General features: G+C 56.6%; 14 protein-coding genes, 2 rRNA genes and 1 pseudogene. 7 read left to right on the top strand and 10 right to left on the bottom strand.

Annotated features, from left to right (window positions below; all coding sequences use genetic code 11):
• The first annotated feature begins 81 nt into the window (after positions 1-81).
• The 3 genes from ACRQ5J_RS05200 to ACRQ5J_RS05190 all read left to right on the top strand — a co-directional run bounded on the left by ACRQ5J_RS05200 (position 82) and on the right by ACRQ5J_RS05190 (position 1,963).
• Positions 82-468 carry a diacylglycerol kinase gene (locus ACRQ5J_RS05200; protein ID WP_432381538.1) on the top strand — a complete coding sequence of 129 codons (387 nt, stop codon included), beginning with the start codon at positions 82-84 and terminating at the stop codon, positions 466-468.
• Between the two features lie 160 nt (positions 469-628).
• A complete protein-coding gene (locus ACRQ5J_RS05195; protein WP_432381536.1) occupies positions 629-982 on the top strand; it encodes a hypothetical protein in 354 nt (117 codons plus the stop codon).
• A gap of 114 nt (positions 983-1,096) precedes the next feature.
• Positions 1,097-1,963 carry an aspartyl protease family protein gene (locus tag ACRQ5J_RS05190; RefSeq protein ID WP_432381534.1) on the top strand — a complete coding sequence of 289 codons (867 nt, stop codon included), beginning with the start codon at positions 1,097-1,099 and terminating at the stop codon, positions 1,961-1,963.
• A gap of 301 nt (positions 1,964-2,264) precedes the next feature.
• On the opposite strand, the gene ACRQ5J_RS05185 is transcribed toward ACRQ5J_RS05190, so the two are convergent.
• The 6 genes and pseudogenes from ACRQ5J_RS05185 to ACRQ5J_RS05160 all read right to left on the bottom strand — a co-directional run bounded on the left by ACRQ5J_RS05185 (position 2,265) and on the right by ACRQ5J_RS05160 (position 8,060).
• Complete coding sequence (locus ACRQ5J_RS05185; protein WP_432381532.1) at positions 2,265-2,921, bottom strand: hypothetical protein; 657 nt, start codon at positions 2,919-2,921, stop codon at positions 2,265-2,267.
• Between the two features lie 577 nt (positions 2,922-3,498).
• Positions 3,499-4,080, bottom strand: a complete 582-nt coding sequence (locus ACRQ5J_RS05180) for a hypothetical protein (RefSeq protein ID WP_432383732.1) — start codon at positions 4,078-4,080, stop codon at positions 3,499-3,501.
• Between the two features lie 69 nt (positions 4,081-4,149).
• Positions 4,150-4,602, bottom strand: a pseudogene (locus ACRQ5J_RS05175) (TniQ family protein); the annotation flags it as partial.
• Complete coding sequence (locus ACRQ5J_RS05170) at positions 4,575-5,462, bottom strand: TniB family NTP-binding protein (protein WP_152244199.1); 888 nt, start codon at positions 5,460-5,462, stop codon at positions 4,575-4,577. The pseudogene ACRQ5J_RS05175 and the gene ACRQ5J_RS05170, both read right to left, overlap by 28 nt.
• Positions 5,459-7,378 carry a Mu transposase C-terminal domain-containing protein gene (locus ACRQ5J_RS05165; RefSeq protein WP_432381530.1) on the bottom strand — a complete coding sequence of 640 codons (1,920 nt, stop codon included), beginning with the start codon at positions 7,376-7,378 and terminating at the stop codon, positions 5,459-5,461. Before ACRQ5J_RS05165 ends, ACRQ5J_RS05170 begins: the two co-directional genes overlap by 4 nt.
• The gene (locus ACRQ5J_RS05160; protein WP_432381528.1) at positions 7,371-8,060 is read right to left on the bottom strand and encodes a TnsA endonuclease N-terminal domain-containing protein; all 690 of its coding nucleotides are present in this window, start codon (positions 8,058-8,060) and stop codon (positions 7,371-7,373) included. Before ACRQ5J_RS05160 ends, ACRQ5J_RS05165 begins: the two co-directional genes overlap by 8 nt.
• Between ACRQ5J_RS05160 and ACRQ5J_RS05155 the strand changes: the two genes are divergently transcribed.
• The 4 genes from ACRQ5J_RS05155 (at position 7,956) to ACRQ5J_RS05140 (ending at position 11,634) form a co-directional block, all read left to right on the top strand.
• Positions 7,956-8,828, top strand: a complete 873-nt coding sequence (locus ACRQ5J_RS05155) for an ATP-binding protein (RefSeq protein ID WP_432383592.1) — start codon at positions 7,956-7,958, stop codon at positions 8,826-8,828. The genes ACRQ5J_RS05160 and ACRQ5J_RS05155 overlap by 105 nt on opposite strands.
• A 104-nt stretch (positions 8,829-8,932) precedes the next feature.
• Positions 8,933-10,681 (top strand): M1 family metallopeptidase, encoded by a 1,749-nt coding sequence (locus ACRQ5J_RS05150; protein WP_432381526.1) that lies wholly within the window; start codon positions 8,933-8,935, stop codon positions 10,679-10,681.
• Positions 10,626-11,114: a hypothetical protein gene (locus tag ACRQ5J_RS05145; protein ID WP_432381524.1), complete on the top strand. Its 489-nt coding sequence runs from the start codon at positions 10,626-10,628 to the stop codon at positions 11,112-11,114. Before ACRQ5J_RS05150 ends, ACRQ5J_RS05145 begins: the two co-directional genes overlap by 56 nt.
• Before the next feature lie 178 nt (positions 11,115-11,292).
• Positions 11,293-11,634: a DUF1840 domain-containing protein gene (locus tag ACRQ5J_RS05140; RefSeq protein WP_432381522.1), complete on the top strand. Its 342-nt coding sequence runs from the start codon at positions 11,293-11,295 to the stop codon at positions 11,632-11,634.
• On the opposite strand, the gene ACRQ5J_RS05135 is transcribed toward ACRQ5J_RS05140, so the two are convergent.
• The 4 genes from ACRQ5J_RS05135 to ACRQ5J_RS05120 all read right to left on the bottom strand — a co-directional run bounded on the left by ACRQ5J_RS05135 (position 11,631) and on the right by ACRQ5J_RS05120 (position 18,739).
• Complete coding sequence (locus tag ACRQ5J_RS05135; RefSeq protein ID WP_432383591.1) at positions 11,631-13,997, bottom strand: ATP-binding protein; 2,367 nt, start codon at positions 13,995-13,997, stop codon at positions 11,631-11,633. The genes ACRQ5J_RS05140 and ACRQ5J_RS05135 overlap by 4 nt on opposite strands.
• Positions 13,946-15,466, bottom strand: a complete 1,521-nt coding sequence (locus tag ACRQ5J_RS05130) for a ligand-binding sensor domain-containing protein (protein ID WP_432381519.1) — start codon at positions 15,464-15,466, stop codon at positions 13,946-13,948. The genes ACRQ5J_RS05135 and ACRQ5J_RS05130 overlap by 52 nt, the downstream gene beginning before the upstream one ends.
• A 93-nt stretch (positions 15,467-15,559) precedes the next feature.
• Positions 15,560-15,672: ribosomal RNA gene (rrf, locus tag ACRQ5J_RS05125) — 5S ribosomal RNA — on the bottom strand.
• Between the two features lie 194 nt (positions 15,673-15,866).
• Positions 15,867-18,739 (bottom strand): 23S ribosomal RNA (locus ACRQ5J_RS05120).
• Positions 18,740-18,768 lie beyond the last annotated feature (29 nt).

The following is an 18,768-nucleotide window of genomic DNA, read 5'->3' as shown; positions in this document are numbered from 1 at the left end:
ATAGCCGGCCAAGTACGGCGGAACTCCATCATTTTTCACCAAGGCCATCGTGATGATGGCAGCTACTTTAAAGACTTTTTTATGCAACCCGTCAGCAAATTCAAAAGCAAATCCGGACTGAAACGAATCTTCTCGGCATTCTTCTACTCGGTTGCCGGACTAAAGACAGCGTGGTCGCAAGAGCATGCATTTCGCCAAGAGGTCGCCATGTTTGTGTGCGGCACCACCGCTGCATTGCTAATGCCCGTGTTCCTGATCGAAAAGCTCATGCTGATCGGCGCCTTGCTCCTGGTGTTGATTGTAGAGCTCATGAATTCTGCGATTGAAGCAGTGGTTGATCGGGTTTCACTCGAATATCACCCGCTGTCGAAAAATGCAAAAGACATCGGCAGCGCCGCGGTACTCCTCACTTGTGTACTTGCCGCAGCAACCTGGCTGACCATACTTGCCGAACACTTTTACCTGTAGCCGGCTGACGGCAAGCTCAATTCCCCAAGGAGCAAATATGCGCTTATTATTGATAGAGGATGAACAAGAAGCTAGCGAGAATAACTCCGACAAGCACGCCAAGCTTTCCATCAATCTTTTCTCGAAGTTGCCGTTCGGCCCAAGGGTATGGAGGTGAGTGATGAATTCCTGGCTTTCTGTGCTCAGCATCTCAGCAATGCTGGTGGGATGCGCCACCGTCTACGACGGAAAATACGACTATGACGAAGGATGGCGTTTGGCTACCGTCGTAGAGCTTGGCAATGACTCCACACGCTTTAACGATGCCAGCCTTGATTGTCGGACTTTGAAATTCGAGACGCGTTCACGGGCCGAGCAGTACGCATATGTAAGGTACATGCGCAGCTTTGCCCCAAGAATGGCGATCGTTCCAGTTCCGGACCATACCAAAGTCGGGGTAAAGCAGCGCATTTTTATCAATCTCAACGATTGCCGGGTAGGCACGCGAAGTAATCAGCATCAGATGGATCGATGACTTCGGCAACTGGCTGGTGAGTCATATGGCCGGCCATGAATTACTCAACTTGATCAGTCCTAGCGTAGGATAGTCAAAGGGCATACTCGATAAAGGCTCATCGCCTTACTTCTAATGAAAAAATTCTTGTTATCTCTCGTTTTGATATCCACTAGCAGCATCCCCACGCATGCGGCAGTAGTGCGCGCTTCACTGGAGTTTGTCGAAGGTACGCCTGCGGTTTCATTGACCCTAAATGGAAAGCCGACACAATTCATCCTTGATACCGGCGCATCCTTGCAGCTCTCCTTACCTAAGACGCTCGCAGACAAAGTCGATCGGCTAAAGCCCGGTCCCGACCAACGCACTTTTGATCTGCGTGGTGTGGTGCAGGAGTCACCAGGATTTACAATCGCAGATTTCCGTTTAAGTGGTATCAATTTCGGCTCGGTCAGTGGCAACTATCTGTCGCCCTCGGGAATCAGCGTTTCAGGGCCAGAGAAGTTTAACGACCGCATACCCGTTCTAGGTTTGACCCTGTTTGAAAACAAAGCCGTGCTAATCGATTTTTCCGGCCGTCAGTTCGTACTTGCAGATAGCGTGGGGGAGATTCTGCCGCGCGGGAGCGCGGGCTGGCGTGCGCTCCCGACTGAGCGTACCAAACAGGGTTTGATAGCGCTGTTCAAAGGCGGGCGCAAGCAATATCGCATGGCACTCGACACCGGTGGCAACATGTCTGTGGTGAAAGCCGATGTTGTCCATGCTGAGGAAGAAAAGGGAACGTGCCCAATGCAAATCAACGGCCAGGCATCGTGCCAATACATTGAGATGGCGGCGGCAGAAGTTGACTCTATCACGCCGATCTTGGTTGGATTGCCGGCAGCCTTCCAGGCTGATGGAGTGGCCGGACGTGATTTTTTCGAAAAGATCCGTTTGATTTACGACGGTGCCACTGGCAAGGTCTACCTTCAAGATGCTGCCGAAAACTCCAAAACCCCTTGAGGCACTACGGCCAAGATAGTTTTCGTCAAACATTGTGTGCCTGGCATAAATCCTGAACGCCTTGGGCAATCATTGAAGAAACCTCAGTAATCGCTGACCATATGGAATCAGTTCTTCAGGCAAGTGGATTTCTTCGTGCTGAATAGATACCGACAGGCCAGCCTTGGATGAAGTGAACTCATTGGCTGACAGCGCTTTAATCGCGTTCAACGAAATACCGAGGGCTGTGGCAAGGATTTTTGGATTGTCATTCTGTTGGCATTTTCAATCCCTGCCTCTTCCACACTCTTCATCAGCCCTGCTAACCTGTTAGACGTCGCCAGCGGGTCCTTAATCGGAGCAAGTGAAACACCCCCTTGGGCGGCATAGAGACGTCCCAATCTTGCGTACGCCGGCAAAAAGACACAAATCGCGATAGGTTATTTCTCGCACCAGAATGTTCAACAAGGAATCGTTCAATCTGGCCAGCAGACCATGGCGCCGCCCCCAGGTCGATATAGGATGCGAACTGATTTGCGGTCGCCAGATACATCCTGATGCTGCGAAGTGAGAGTTCAGCTGCATCGAGATCTTTACGATAAGACCGAAGCAAATCACCCCAAGGCTTTCGATTGGCGGCGATCAGGGTTTCATCAATCCGGCTCTGTTCGGCAGATTGAAGTTTCGCTTCTTCAGATATCTGAATATTCAACTGTTCGGCCAGGAATCGGGTTGGCAAAAGATGTGTTCTCAGCGTGGCGGTACCGAACTGCTCCAATAACGAGGCCTGCGTCATGTCTAGCACTGAGACGAACGCTGCATCAATGCGTTCAAAAAAGATCTGATGGCTGCGTAGCACAGTGATGAGATTAGGCTTCGCAGGATTCTGGTCATGCAGCCATGTACCAAAGCGAGTCCATAGGGGCGCCACCCATTCATGCCGGAAAATAGCTGCGGTCAAATTCAATTCTCGCGTCATCGCTACCAGGTTTGCACAGCTGCGGCAGCGTGACCTTCCATAACCTGACACGGCGCAACCGCAGTCTGGACATGCATGCTCGCTATATGGATTATCTGCACAGCGCACACAGCACGCGCCTTGTTCGGACTGCTGCGCGACTTTCCTGTACTTTCCACATCCGACGCACGTCGCATGCGTCAACTTGTTTCGGCAGGACTCACATACTTTTTCAGTAATGCCGTGGGATGGGACAGACGACAAGCGTGTCGTCTCACGCTTGCAATGTGCGCATGCAGCAGGCTCACGGAAGTACGACACGCATGAAGGGCAAACAGCCTTACCATCCAGAACCAGAGCCGCGCGCGGCACACTCTTCTCGCAACGAATACATTTGCGTTCAGCGATCTCACAAGCTGTACATACCGGTGGCTGCGGGTCATTGCGATGCGGGCGCGCACTCGCGCCGCATTTAGTGCAAGGAACAGAGGGAAAAACCCTTGGATAGCAGGTATCACAGTATTCATGGGATTTGTGGATCTTGTGCGCCTTCACGATTCCGCGGCCACATTCATCACAGAACCTCACACCTTTTTTATCAATTCCCATACTTTCCTTTTGCAGCCAACATCAAAGCTTGCGCACGAAGGGCGCGGAATTTTGTTCCACCTTCATTTTCGAGTCGACGCACATATCTCACAAAGTTCGCTTCCATTGCGCCTGTGCGAGATCGCAGACGCGCAGGGAGCTGCGCCACGACTTCGTTCAACCACTGCGGCACATTGCGCCGGCGACCAAAAGCGATTTGAGTGATACCTGCTACTGACGAAAAATGCAGGAAGTTTGCTGGCCAATCATCCATGACTTCAAGCAGCATCGTGAACAATGACAGTCTTTCCGACATACCCAAAAACTTTACTTGAGCATGGACTGCATCAATGGGCACATCAAAACTCCATAAACTGGGATGGCTGTGCATATGTTCCTTCACGACCCGCAATACTGTCACTGCTGCACATAGATATTCGCTGCGCGCCACGTTTGTCGATCCGAGGCTAATCTCGTCGTCCCCGATACAGCGCATCATAAGGCTTTGCGTCTCCAACGCAACCGGCACAGCGGTACTTTCAACTACTGTGCCGCCGCTAAACAATGCGCCACATTTCCAGCAACGGGTCATGTCAATTCGCGCTCGATGAGGCATAACTGCCGTGCCGCACGATGGACAGCAATTGCGAAGAAAGACTCCATGCTCGGGACAACAAAACACGAATGCCATGCGCCAGACTCTCTGAAAAACAGGCTGAGTTTGCAAACAAAGCGGACAATACTGCAGTCCAAATCGACGACGTAGCCGATGATAAATGCCAACTGCGTTTATCCAACTCTGGTAGAGCAGCCAATCTGGAGAGGCAGGGGAATCGAAGCCGACCAAATCGTATAAGGTCATTGCCTTAACGTCTTGCTCTGCAAGATTGCAGTACTGCGCAATCAGTGCTGATACGGGAGCGCTGAGAGAAGAATCGATATCACGATTCCAGATTTGGACGCCGGGTAACCCTCGCTCCATGAATCTGTGTGGACTCAAGCCCTGACAATGAGCGCGGCGCACTAAGTACGTGCTTAGCAGCTCATCGTTTGCCGGAACTATCCGAAACTGCCACTGATTTTGGTCTACACCCGGCGGGATATCTCGTCCCACTCGTCCTCTCGTGTCCACGTCATCGCCTTCAGCACTTTCTCGTCAATGCGCTCTTTGCCGGAAGATATCGCAAAGCTAGACGCTTCCTTCAAGAGCTTGACGGTAGATCCAATGGTTTCTCCGGTCATAGCGTAAATCAAAGGCGCGATCTCGCGGGAGGCCAAATTCGATGGCTCGGCTAGCGGAAGTAGTTTCTCGTAGCTCGTAAGAAAGCGCAGGTACTCGACGTTTAACTTCCAGCGATCCAGAGCCGCCGGCTCAAAGCGAGACTTCATTTGAGGCTCAAGATTCAAGGCATTGATCGCCGCTTGCGTTCCGGCCGCGACAATCGATATCTTCAGATCATTGCTAAGCATCTTGATCGCAGTCAGCAAATCGCCGGCTGCTTTACCAGCGGTCGTGAGATTGTTGAATTCATCGATCACCAGGACACGAATGCCGGCGTAGATGAGTATCGACTTTGCCTCTTTCTTTTTACTGGCGACAGTGTCGCGATCCCCGTGAGAGATCATCATCGACCAAAGAATCTCTGACCAGAAATCCGATTCGCTCGGCGTCTCTGGCATGGATATCTTCAGCACTGGAGCGATTGGTGAACCGGTGGCGCTCACCTGAACAGGGTTGCGAGAAGAAAAGCGCGCGACGATCGAACTCTTGCCATTGTTTTGTCGTCCAACGAGAAGAATACTGGGCATGCGCAACGACTTCGGATAAACCAGCAATTGGTCGAGTTTATCCATGATCTCCTGGGCGCGCGAATAGCCAATCCATCGATCGGTTTTGCAATAAGCAATCCTCTCGTCTTTTGGCAATTCGAGAACAGGAACCACTTCGGAATCTAAGTGCTCTACGGTGATCATCGGATTAACGACACATTTTCAAATGGTTGAATAGGTTGTGCGAAAGGATCATCTTCATCATCCATTGCGCGCGTCGGTTTACTACTCTCGCTAGGGGCAGCAACATCGCCCCCATCTTGTTTTTTCTGAGGTGGTGCGGCCTTCGGTGTTCGCGTTGCCTGACGTCGTGCGGCCTTCGTTTTCTCAAGCGCGCTTTCGATTGCTTCGCGCATCCGTCCAAGCGCCTCAAAGATCGTATCTTCGTCAACATCTTTACGGCCTTGCTCAGTCAACAGACGCTTTACTTCCTTGAGTTCCCACGCGCTCATGGCAGGACGCCCCACATTTGCATAGGGAATCGGGAAGTAAGACTTCTCAACGGGGTCAAAGAAATATACCTTACTGATGTCGCGCGGATCACGGCGAATAATGAACGAGCGGCGCAGGTTTGGATTGTCTGGGTCCGTCGAATTAATGTAAGGAATCAACACCGGGTCGTAATAATTGATCAGCTCAATCTGAATCCCGTATTGCTGCACTGAACGCTCGAAGAACGGCATAAAGTCTAGCTGCAACCTCAAAGGATCTACGGTCAGTGGCGGAACACCGACTCCAGGCGTCGTCGCATCTCCAAGTATTCCGAGCTCCCATTTCTTGCGGGGCGGCATTCCTAACTCAGAATGCATTCGCTGGTGATAAACATTTACGATGAAGTCGACAAGCACAGCCTCAAATTCCTTTAAGGTCAGCGCAGACTCAGCTTCCGAGTCGTAACCTTTGCGTTGCGCAGGATTAGAGAAGGTCGCTCCAGGCCACTTGCGAATTTGATTGGCTAAGACTCCCATGTAGCGTTCAATAATGCCGCCGTAGTGGGGCTGTTGCACTGGGCGCCATTGCAAATCAATCTCGTGTTCATCGCATCCACGATCCAAGACTGCACCACGAAATTCTTTTGCGTTATCTACATAGATGGATGTCATTATCCCCCAAACAAGCCACTCCCCGCTAACGCCCAGATTAGCCAGGTACTCGCGCTTGGGACATATCGCGTGAGCGACGCACAGGCCTACAGATGTAGAACTTGGAGCTTCGAAAGTCACATATAAGCCTACGATCATTCGGCTATAAACATCAATTGCCACTGTTAGCCAAGGACGTCCAATCGGCTGACGGTGAATCTCGTCGACAAGAATAATGTCGGCGGGAGTATGATCAATTTGCACCACTTGGAGTGGAAAATCTCCCTCTGGAAATTCGCCAAGGATCGGGTCGTACATATTGCGTGCCTTCTCCTTCTGGCCACGCCGGCGTAACGTCTCTGCCTGGGGAAGCAGTTGGATGCGCTTACGGATGGTGTTACCGCTCGGCGAATCGATTTTCGCCAAGCGCGCCCGGCGTTGGACCTCATCGATAATGTCCTGCGGCTTCTTACGTTGCTTCGTCAGATAATCATCGTTAATAACTTCCTCGATCAGCTTTTCCTGCTCCGCATTCAACATGAACGTACCAATTCGGCGACCACGTTTAGTGGGGACCAAGGCCGATACATGACCGGCACTCTGATACAGCTTAAGCCACTTGTACAGCGTGGCTACATGCAGACCGCGCTCCTGGGCAAGTTGCTCAACATTAGCGCGCGTGCGTACGGGCATTTGGAGAAGTGGCTTAATTGCGTGCAGTCGCTGCTGAGCGATAGCCCAGTCCTCTTTGCTGTACAGCAGGATATCCTTATCCTCACTATCAGCGTCCGCGTCCGCTGCCACATCAATAGGAGGCCTCAATGATTCAATGTCTAAGCGTGTACTTTCCTTGGTCTCCTCATTAACTGCAAAGACAGTACTGACAGTGACAAGATGCGAAATTTGGTAGTTCTTTCCACCACTGCTAACGCGCTGGCCTGGTTTGGCAGTGAGAAAACCCTTGGGTATCTTATTCATTAACTGCTCCCAACCAGATACGCGAATGCATATTCAACGGCGACGTTAGATCGACGCAGATTTCTCGATTCGCAACCATCCGCCAGAGTTCCGTCAAAGCTGCCATGCGCTTTTCATGATAGGTATACGCCAACGCCAAAAGCGCTTGCGGCGTGGTGGGGCCAAGTGCGCGCATGCTGTAAATCAACTGGTCCCGATAGAGCTCCTGCGTCGACATACGCCTGTACTTACGCAGGAACTTCGCGTTCGTTAGATAGGGAGTCCGAATATGTTTTTCAGTGCAAATCTTGAAGTGCCATCCTTGCTCGCGACAGAACCTGATCGCCTTCTTGAAGCGAGGACGAAATATTTGGAAATCCTCTCTCAGATCCTCAAGCGGCTTGACCTCGTGCACCTCAGTACGAAGCCGGCCATCAGGCAAACGAAACTGAACCAACACGTCCGGCGTGTAACGCAATTGGCGACCGTCTACTTCGTAGTAGAGCGAAAATGGCTGCTCCCGAATGACGACGACGTCTGGATCAAAATCCAGGCAGATGAGCCAATCCCGCTCAAGGGAGGACTCAAACCCAACGCGATCAGAGTTGGCCATACTCAGGCGCCCAGTGATCGCACGGCGGCTTGTTCTCTCCTTCCTCACTGGAGCCAAAAAATCCAGTCGCTCAGTTTCGTTAATTTCCATAACCAGTCGCCTTTATTCCTGAATTCAGTCGCGTTTATAACTGAATCTTGCCCTAAGGCTACAGAGGGAGTCAAGGAAAATTCAGTCGTCGGTTTAAATGGAATTGACAGCGGCAGCGTGCCGCGCCCCGGTGAAATCTCGCTGGCGCATCGCGGCGTGTTATTCCTCGACGAACTGCCCGAATTCGACCGTCGTGTGCTGGACGTGCTGCGCGAGCCGATGGAATCGGGCCGCATCACCATCTCGCGCGCGGCGCGCACCGCGGACTTTCCCGCGCACTTCCAACTGATCGCGGCAATGAATCCCTGCCCGTGCGGCTACCAGGGCCACACGCACGTGCTCTGCCGATGTTCTCCCGACGTCATCCTGCGTTACCAGAACCGCATCTCCGGGCCGCTGCTGGACCGCATCGACATCCAGATCGAAGTGGCGCCGGTGCCGCCCGACGTACTGGCTGCCGACACCTGCGGCGAACCTTCGGCCGTGATCGCCGCGCGCGTGCAGGCGGCGGCATGCTTGCAGCTAAACCGCCAGGGCAAGTACAACCAATATCTGACGCCGCGCGAAATCGACCACCATTGCAGACTTGAACGCAGCAGCAAAATCAAGCTCAAACAAACCATGGAGTTCTTCCACTGGTCCGGCCGCGCCTACCATCGCGTGCTGCGCGTGGCGCGCACCATCGCCGACCTGGCGCAAAGCGAGCGCATCCAGGAACACCACCTGAACGAAGCGCTCCAATATCGCCGTGCGCTGAAACAGGACTAGCGCCGTTGAGGCCAATATAAAAACCGGTCCAAGCCATCCATCTACGAATCAAGTCTTGCACGCTTGCTGTTATATTGCTTGCAGCTCATTCATACAGGACCACGATGACCCGCCTGCCTCTTTACCTCGCCGCTGGCACGCTGCTGGCCGGCTGCGCCACCTCGCCACCACCGATCACCGATTTCACCGGCAACTCCGGCAGCCCGCGCGCACCGGAACAACTGGCCGTGACGTTTGAACAAGTCGACCTGGCGCTGCGCGTCGATCCGGCAACCAAGAGCATCAGCGGCGATGCCGCCCTGACCTTTCTGCTGAAAGAGCCGCTGACCCGCATCGCCGTCGAACTCGACCGCAACCTGCCGGTCGACAGCGCCAGCGTTGACGGCGTCGCGCTCGCCCCGTCGGCGATCAGCAACCCCGACGGCCGCCTGTACCTGACGCTGCCGGCGCCGCTGCCGGCCGGCGCCCGCACCACCGTGCGCATCAAGTACCACGGCGTGCCGCACACCGCCAAGAAGGCGCCATGGGATGGCGGCTTCACCTGGAGCCAGACCAAGGACGGCCAGCCGTGGATCGCCACCACCGTCGAAGGCGAAGGCTGCGACCTGTTCTGGCCCTGCATCGACCATCCGACCGGCAAGCCGCAACTGATCGACCTGCACATCACGGTGCCGGCGCCGCTGGTGGTGGCCGGCAACGGCGTCGCCACCGGCATGGAAGAGAAGGACGGCTGGCGCACCTACCACTGGCGCGCCAAGAACCCGAGCACCTACGGCGTCGCGCTCAATATCGGCCCCTACGAAACGCTGACGGGCAGCTACGCCAGCCGCTACGGCAATAGCGTGCCCTTGCAGATGTGGTATCTGAAAGGCCACGAGCAGCAGGCCCGGGGCCTGTTCAAGGAATTCGCGCCGATGCTGGATTTCTTCGAGTACCGCGTCGGCCCCTACCCGTTCGGCGACGAGAAAATGGGCGTGGTGGAAACGCCGCACCTGGGCATGGAACACCAGACCGTCAACGCTTACGGCAACAACTACGTCAAGTCGCCTTACGGCTACGACTGGCTGCTGCATCACGAGCTGTCGCACGAGTGGTTCGGCAACCAGATGACCAACGCCGACTGGGACGATATGTGGCTGCACGAAGGCTTCGGCTCCTACATGCAGCCGCTCTACCTGGAATGGCTGCGCGGCGAGCGCGAATTCCAGACCGAGCTGTTCACCTTCCGCAAGCGCCTGGCCAACAAGGCGCCGGTGGTCAGCGGCAAGAGCCAGCGCATTGAAGACATCTACCAGGACGAGCGCGGCGGCCCCGGCAACGACATCTACTCCAAGGGCGCGCTGATCCTGCACACGCTGCGCAACCTGATCGGCGACGAGGCGTTCTTCACCGCCACCCGCCGCATGGTCTACGGCACCGCCACGCCGGCGCCGGGCAACTTCCAGCCGCGCTGGAGCAGCACGAAGGAATTCATCCGCTTCGCCAACGAGGCCAGCGGCAGCGACCTGAACTGGTTCTTCGACGCCTACCTCTATCACGCCGCCTTGCCGGAACTGGTCGAGGAGCGTAGCGAGCGCCAGCTCAAGCTACACTGGAAGCTGAAGGATGGCGGCGTCTTCCCGCTGCCGGTCGAAGTGCGCATCAACGACCGCATCGAGAAACTGCCGATGACCAACGGCGTCGGCGAAGTGGCGCTGCCGCCGCGCGCCATGGTCACCATCGATCCGATGTCGCGCGTGCTGCGCCAGCAAGACCACATCGATCAATGGCAGGCCGACGAAAAGAAAAAGCCAAACGATGATGCGCCGCCTGCTGCTGGCGCCACTACTGGCGGTGCTGCTGTGCGCCTGTAGCCCGAAGTACGACTGGCGCGACTACCGCGGCAAGGACGCGCCCTACAGCGTCCTGTTCCCGGGCAAGCCGGCCACGCAGACCCGCGCGGTGCGGCTGGACCGGCTGGAAGTGAGCATGACCATGACCGCCGCCGAAATCGACGGCGTGGTGTTCGCCGTCGGCAGCGCGCAACTGGCCGACGCCGCCCAGGCGCCCGCCGCGCTCGAGGCCATGCGCACCGCCATGGTCAACAACATCGGCGGCGCCGTCACCGCCAGCAAGCCGCTGGCCGGCGGCGCGCTGCAAATTGACGCCAGCGGCAAGGCCATGCGCCTGGTCGGCCGCTTTGTCGCCAAGGAAAGCCGTGTCTACCAGGCCGTGGTGATCGGCCCGCCCGGCAAAATCGAGGCCGAGACAGTGGAAACATTCTTCAGTTCCTTCAAAATTCTTTGAAAACTGAAGAATTCACTAGAGCAAGCTTAATCTGGGTGCGCCAGCGCCCAAACTGCCCTTCCGGAGTCTTGTAAAGTTTCAGCTATGTACTAAAGTTGAGCTAACGGACGTGCCGTTACCTACGCAAAAGCCGGCGCGCCGCGACTTCTTTCCACCATAAGACCAAGAAAGCGCAGCCATGTTAATCGCATTCAAATCCAAGTCCAGCCCGGAAGTATTGATGTACCAGGAACACGCGCAACGCATCCTGGACCTGTTGCACAAGAATCCCACCCGTGGCGTGATCACCGCCGCCGAAGCCGCCCAGGCACTGTCCATCCTCGAGCATGAAGTGGCCGAATCCAAGCTGCACCCGGACACCGACGTCGAGCATGACATCCACGCCCACGAACAGGAAGAAGGCGAAACCAAGGAACACGCCATGGCGCAGCGGGTCGGCTTCTCCGCCCGCGCTTACCCGCTGCTGGAAATGCTGCGCACCGCCAAGGCCGAAAACGAGCACATCATCTGGGGCATTTAATCGCCGGCCAGCGACGCCTTCACCGGCAGGTCGATGGTGAAGCGCGTCCCCACGCCCACCGCGCTATCGACCCGTATCGTCCCATCCAGTAAGGAGGTGACGATGTTGTAGGTGATGCTCAGGCCGAGTCCATTGCCGCCCTGCCCCAGCTTGGTGGTGAAGAAGGGATCGAAGATGCGCGCCTGGTGCTCCAGCGAGATGCCCTTGCCGTTATCCTCGAACACCACGCGCACGCGGTCGGCGCCAGGCTGGACCGCCCACATGCGGATCTCGCCGCCCTCGCGGCCTTCGAACGCGTGCAGCAGCGCATTGTTGATCAGGTTGATGACCACCTGGCCGTAAGGGCCGGGGAAGCTGTCCATCTCGATGTCGTCCGGCATTTCCAGCACGATGTGATGGCCGGCCTTGCGCACCTGGTTCTTCATCGTCATGACGATTTCCTGGCTGGCCTGATGCAGGTTGAACAGGCGCCGCTTGGCGCTGGCCTGATCGACCGCCACCTGCTTGAAGCTGTTCACCAGTTCGGCCGCATTGCGCAGGCTGCGCATCAGCAAGGTCGACGCTTCGCGCGCGGCGTCGATGAAGGTGCGCAGATCGGAACGGCGCAGCGTGTTGCCGTTATTGAGCACCTCGATCTCGGTGGTGCGGTCCTCCAGCGTGGAGGCGATCACCAGGCTGTTGCCGATCGGCGTGTTCAGCTCGTGCGCGACGCCGGCCACCAGCGAGCCGAGCGCCGCCAGTTTCTCGCGCTCCACCAGCTGCTGCTGCGCCTCCTGCAACTGGCGGTAGGAATCGGCATTGGCGAACGCCACCGCCACATACGAGGCCAGCGTGGTCAGCATGTCGAGGTCGATGCGCTGGTAGGCATGCGCGCGGTAGCTGTGCACGGTGATCACGCCGCGCACCTGCCCGCCGACCGAAATCGGCACATAGATCAGCGAGCGCGGCTCGGTCGGCATCGAGCCGTCTTCCAGCGTGCCCATGTTCTCGGCGCCGGACACCAGGTCGAGCTTGGAAATATAACGCGGGTACTCCTGCTCCAGATCGTTGATGAACACTTCCTCGCCATGCTGGATGCACCACACCGCCAGCTGGTCCGGTTCGCGCATGCTGCGCGTGTACGGCGTGTAGCGCTTGCCGCGCTCCATTGCGAATGGGTACTCGATCAGCTCGCGCTCCGGCCGGTAGATGCCGATGCCAAACACGCTGGCGTCCATCAGCGCATGCACCTGCTGGTACAGCAGCGACATGATGGCCTCGCTATCAAGGTTGGCGGTGATGCGCCGGCCGATATCCGACAGCAGCGAAATATTGCGGTGCGCCAGCTCGACGTTTTCCTTCTCGCGCTCGATGGACTCCTTCTGCTGCACCAGCTCGCGCGTGCGGCTGCCGACCTGCTGCTCCAGCGCCTGCTTCTGCCGCATCAGCAAGCGCACGCGTACGCGCAACAGCAAATAGGCGCCGCCCAGCACCACGGCTGCCGCGAGCAGACGGAACCACCAGGTCTTCCACAGCGGCGGCGCGATCGTCACCTCCAGCGACGCCGGCTCGCTGCTCCATACGCCATCCTTGTTGGCCGCGCGCACGCGGAACACGTAATGGCCAGGATCGAGATTGGTGTACGTGGCGAAACGCTTGCTGGCGTCAGTGGTGACCCAGTCCGGGTCGAAGCCGACCAGCTGATAGGCGTAGCGGTTGCGCTGCGGATCGGCGTAGTGCATGGCGGCGAATTCGAAGGAAAACACCGCGTCCCGGTACGACAGCGCCAGCGATTTGGTCTGCTCCAACGGCGCGTGCGCCTTGCCGCGCTGGATCGACTGGTTGAAGATGCTGACATCGGTGATCGCCACCGGCGGCGGGTAGGGATTGTCGTGGATGCGGGCCGGCTGGAACGCCGTCATCCCTTCCAGCGCGCCGAAGTACAGCGTGCCATCGGGCGCGCGGTAGCCGGCGCCGATGAAGTAGGAGCCATCGATCAGGCCGTCCCGGGACGTGTAGTATTTGAAGGCGCCGTTTTCCGGATTGAAACGCGCGATGCCGGCTGTGGAGCTGATCCACAACTGTCCCTGGCCGTCATCGAGAATCGCGCCCACCGGGTCCGGCGAGCGGCCGTCCGGCGGCGGATAGACTTTGAAGCGCGGCTGGCCGTCGTCGCCCAGGCGCGCCATGGTCAAGCCGGCAGCGGTGCCGATCCACAGGCGCTCTTGCGGGTCCTGGTGCAGATAGTGGACGCGGTCGTGGCTCAGGCTGTCCCGCCGGGCAGGATCGTGGCGATACACCTTGAACGTCCCCTTGGCGCGGTCCATCCGGTTCAGCCCGTTCTCGGTGCCCAGCCACAAGTTGCCGCGCTTGTCTTCGAGCAGCGCATAGACGCGCCCGGCCAGCCTGGCGGGGTCGGCTGGGTCGGCAAGCCAGTGCGCACCGCCAGCGTCTCCGGGTCGACCCGGTGCAGCGCCTGCCGCGCGCCTGCCCAGATGACGCCGTCGCGCGCCACCAGCAGGCTCTGGATGGAACGCACTTGCGGTTCTTCGTCCAGCGGCACCGCCGCGTAGCGGCCGCTGCGCGGATCGCGCCAGTACAGGCCGTCCGGCGTACCCACCCATAGCCTGCCGCGCAAGTCGGTGGCCAGCGCCGCCAGCGTATCGGCCGGCAAGCCATCCGGGCCCGGCTGGGCGTTCGAGTCGAATTCCAGCGTGCCTTGCGCCGGATCCAGCAAGCCGAGGCCGCCAGCCGTGCCCAGCCAGACCTTGCCGTCTGGCGCCGCCGCGATCGAGCGCACCTTCTTGTTGCCGAGGCCGGGCTGTACGCCAGCCTCTTCTGTGTAACGCTCAAAGCCGCCACTGCTCAGGTCGACACGATCGACGCCGCCAAACCAGTTGCCCACCCACAGCGTGCCAGTGCGGTCTTGGTACAGCGCGCTGAGCTGGTTATCGCTGATGCTGTGTCGGCTCTGATTGTCTCGCGGATAGTTATAAAAGCGGCCGGTGACTGCATCACGGCGTTTCAAGCCCTCGGTGAACGTGCCCAGCCATAGCGTGCCGTCACGGTCATGCAACAGCTTGGGCACGCGCAGCCCGGCCAGGTCGGCCGGCAGCGCTGGCGTCAGCCGTTCGGCCGACTGCCCGTTCAGCCGCCACGCTTGCACGCCTCTGGCGGCGCCGGCCCATAGCACACCGTCCGGACCGATCGACAATGACAGGATGCTGTTCTCCAGTCCGCCATTCTGCGGACCGAAATGCCGGAATTGCGTACTGCCGGAGGGCAGCATTTCCAGGCCGCGCGCCGTCCCTATCCACAGGTTGCCGCCTTGATCGCGCGCCAGCGCCGTGACCCGGTCGTCGCTAATACTGTCCGGGTCCTGCTCCGCATGGCGCAGCAGGCGCAATTCGCCGCTGCGCAGGTCCAGATGCTGCAAGCCCTCGCCGGTCACCAGCCACAGCCCCTGGCCCCCATCGCCAAGCATGCCCAGCACGGACACCTTGGACAACACATGCGTGAAGCCCTTGCTGGCGGGATCGTAGCGGTCCAGGCCGCCCTTGCTCCCCACCCACAGCTGGCCGCTGCCATCCTCGTAAATGGTCTGAATGTAGTTGTCCTGCAGGCTGCGCGGATTGGCGGGATCGTTCTTGAAGGTAGTGATGCGGTAACCGTCAAAGCGGTTCAGGCCGGCCTGGGTGCCGATCCACATATAGCCATGCTTGTCCTGTTGCAGGCTAGTGACGGACTCTTGCGTCAGCCCCTGCTCGACGCCGAGATGCTGAAAGCGCAGCGTCAACGGCGCAGCATGCGCCACCGAAAACAGCATCGACAGGAAGAAAAAGACAGCGCGCATTGGGTTGCATCTCCGATATCAACCCATTTTAATGCACAAAAGCAAAAAAGCCCCAACCAGTTTTACACCGGAAGGGGCTTTTTCTAATAACTAGCTTGACGATAACCTACTTTCACACTGGTTGCAGCACTATCATCGGCGTAGAGTCGTTTCACGGTCCTGTTCGGGATGGGAAGGGGTGGGACCGACTTACTATGGTCATCAAGCTTTGACTGGGAACAATCGGGAAGAAGTAAGGTGCGATGGGTCCCCGCCTTCGCGGGGACGACGATGCGTCGTCGCCAACAGGCGACGCTTCGCGTTGGCGATCCGTCGTCGTTCCCGCGCAGGCGGGAACCCAATTCGTTTTATCAGAGTAGCACTCATCATCATAGTAAATGCGTATAACCGTCAAGGTTATAGGGACAAGCCGTACGGGCAATTAGTATCAGTTAGCTTAATGCATTACTGCACTTCCACACCTGACCTATCAACGTCCTGGTCTCGAACGACCCTTCAAAGAGCTCAAGGCTCTGGGAAATCTCATCTTAAGGCAAGTTTCCCGCTTAGATGCTTTCAGCGGTTATCTCTTCCAGACTTAGCTACCCGGCAATGCCACTGGCGTGACAACCGGTACACCAGAGGTCTGTCCACTCCGGTCCTCTCGTACTAGGAGCAGCCCCCTTCAAATTTCCAACGCCCACGGCAGAATAGGGACCAAACTGTCTCACGACGTTTTAAACCCAGCTCACGTACCACTTTAAATGGCGAACAGCCATACCCTTGGGACCGGCTACAGCCCCAGGATGTGATGAGCCGACATCGAGGTGCCAAACTCCCCGTCGATATGAACTCTTGGGAGGAATCAGCCTGTTATCCCCAGAGTACCTTTTATCCGTTGAGCGATGGCCCTTCCATACAGAACCACCGGATCACTATGTCCTACTTTCGTACCTGCTCGACTTGTCGGTCTCGCAGTTAAGCACGCTTATGCCATTGCACTATTAGCACGATGTCCGACCGTACCTAGCGTACCTTCGAACTCCTCCGTTACACTTTAGGAGGAGACCGCCCCAGTCAAACTGCCTACCATGCACTGTCCCCGATCCGGATAACGGACCAAGGTTAGAACCTCAAATGAACCAGGGTGGTATTTCAAGGATGGCTCCATAGGAACTGGCGTCCCTACTTCAAAGCCTCCCACCTATCCTACACAGATTGATTCAAAGTCCAATGCAAAGCTACAGTAAAGGTTCATGGGGTCTTTCCGTCTAGCCGCGGGTAGATTGCATCATCACAAACACTTCAACTTCGCTGAGTCTCGGGAGGAGACAGTGTGGCCATCGTTACGCCATTCGTGCAGGTCGGAACTTACCCGACAAGGAATTTCGCTACCTTAGGACCGTTATAGTTACGGCCGCCGTTTACTGGGACTTCAATCAAGAGCTTGCACCCCATCATTTAATCTTCCAGCACCGGGCAGGCGTCACACCCTATACGTCCACTTTCGTGTTTGCAGAGTGCTGTGTTTTTATTAAACAGTCGCAGCCACCATTTTATTGCAACCTTTTCGCCCTATCACAGTAAAGTGACCAAGCTACCGAGGCGTACCTTTTCCCGAAGTTACGGTACCAATTTGCCGAGTTCCTTCTCCCGAGTTCTCTCAAGCGCCTTAGAATACTCATCTCGCCCACCTGTGTCGGTTTGCGGTACGGTCTCGTATGACTGAAGCTTAGAGGCTTTTCTTGGAACCACTTCCGATTGCTACGTGAACAAGTTCACTCGTCCCACTCCCTTGAATTACGTGCCCGGATTTGCCTAAGCACCTTCTATGAAGCAGAAACTGACTATTCCAACAGTCAGACAACCTTCCGCGATCCGTCCCCCCATCGCATCATACGACGGTGCAGGAATATTAACCTGCTTCCCATCAGCTACGCATCTCTGCCTCGCCTTAGGGGCCGACTCACCCTGCTCCGATGAACGTTGAACAGGAAACCTTGGGCTTACGGCGTGGGGGCTTTTCACCCCCATTATCGCTACTCATGTCAGCATTCGCACTTCTGATACCTCCAGCATCCTTTACAAGACACCTTCGCAGGCTTACAGAACGCTCTCCTACCATATCCTTGCGGATATCCGCAGCTTCGGTGACTGGCTTAGCCCCGTTACATCTTCCGCGCAGGACGACTCGATCAGTGAGCTATTACGCTTTCTTTAAATGATGGCTGCTTCTAAGCCAACATCCTGACTGTTTTAGCCTTCCCACTTCGTTTTCCACTTAGCCAATCTTTGGGACCTTAGCTGGCGGTCTGGGTTGTTTCCCTCTTGACGCCGGACGTTAGCACCCGACGTCTGTCTCCCAAGCTCGCACTCATCGGTATTCGGAGTTTGCAATGGTTTGGTAAGTCGCGATGACCCCCTAGCCATAACAGTGCTCTACCCCCGATGGTGATACTTGAGGCACTACCTAAATAGTTTTCGGAGAGAACCAGCTATTTCCAAGTTTGTTTAGCCTTTCACCCCTACCCACAGCTCATCCCCTAATTTTTCAACATTAGTGGGTTCGGACCTCCAGTGCGTGTTACCGCACCTTCATCCTGGCCATGAGTAGATCACTTGGTTTCGGGTCTACACCCAGCGACTATCGCCCTGTTCGGACTCGATTTCTCTACGGCTTCCCTATCCGGTTAACCTTGCCACTGAATGTAAGTCGCTGACCCATTATACAAAAGGTACGCAGTCACCCCTTACGAGGCTCCTACTGTTTGTATGCACACGGTTTCAGGATCTATTTCACTCCCCTCCCGGGGTTCTTTTCGCCTTTCCCTCACGGTACTGGTTCACTATCGGTCGATTACGAGTATTTAGCCTTGGAGGATGGTCCCCCCATCTTCAGACAGGATTTCTCGTGTCCCGCCCTACTTGTCGTACGCTTAGTACCACCGGTCTGATTTCGTGTACGGGGCTATCACCCGCTATGGCTGCCATTTCCAGAGCATTCCACTATCAGTCCGACTATCACGTACAGGCTGCTTCCCATTTCGCTCGCCACTACTTTGGGAATCTCGGTTGATTTATTTTCCTGCAGCTACTTAGATGTTTCAGTTCGCCGCGTTCGCTTCACACACCTATGTATTCAGTGGGTGATGACCTAAAAGGCCGGGTTTCCCCATTCGGAAATCTGCGGATCAAAGCTTGTTTGCTAGCTCCCCGCAGCTTATCGCAAGCTACTACGTCCTTCATCGCCTGTAATCGCCAAGGCATCCGCCATGTGCACTTATTCACTTGTCCCTATAACCTTGACGGCTATAGTTCTAAGC

Origin of the sequence: Duganella sp. P38 (genome assembly GCF_050859475.1) — a bacterium.
Lineage (GTDB): Bacteria > Pseudomonadota > Gammaproteobacteria > Burkholderiales > Burkholderiaceae_D > Rugamonas.
Note: the sequence above shows the minus strand (reverse complement) of the source record. Positions and strands in the feature narration are given on the sequence as shown.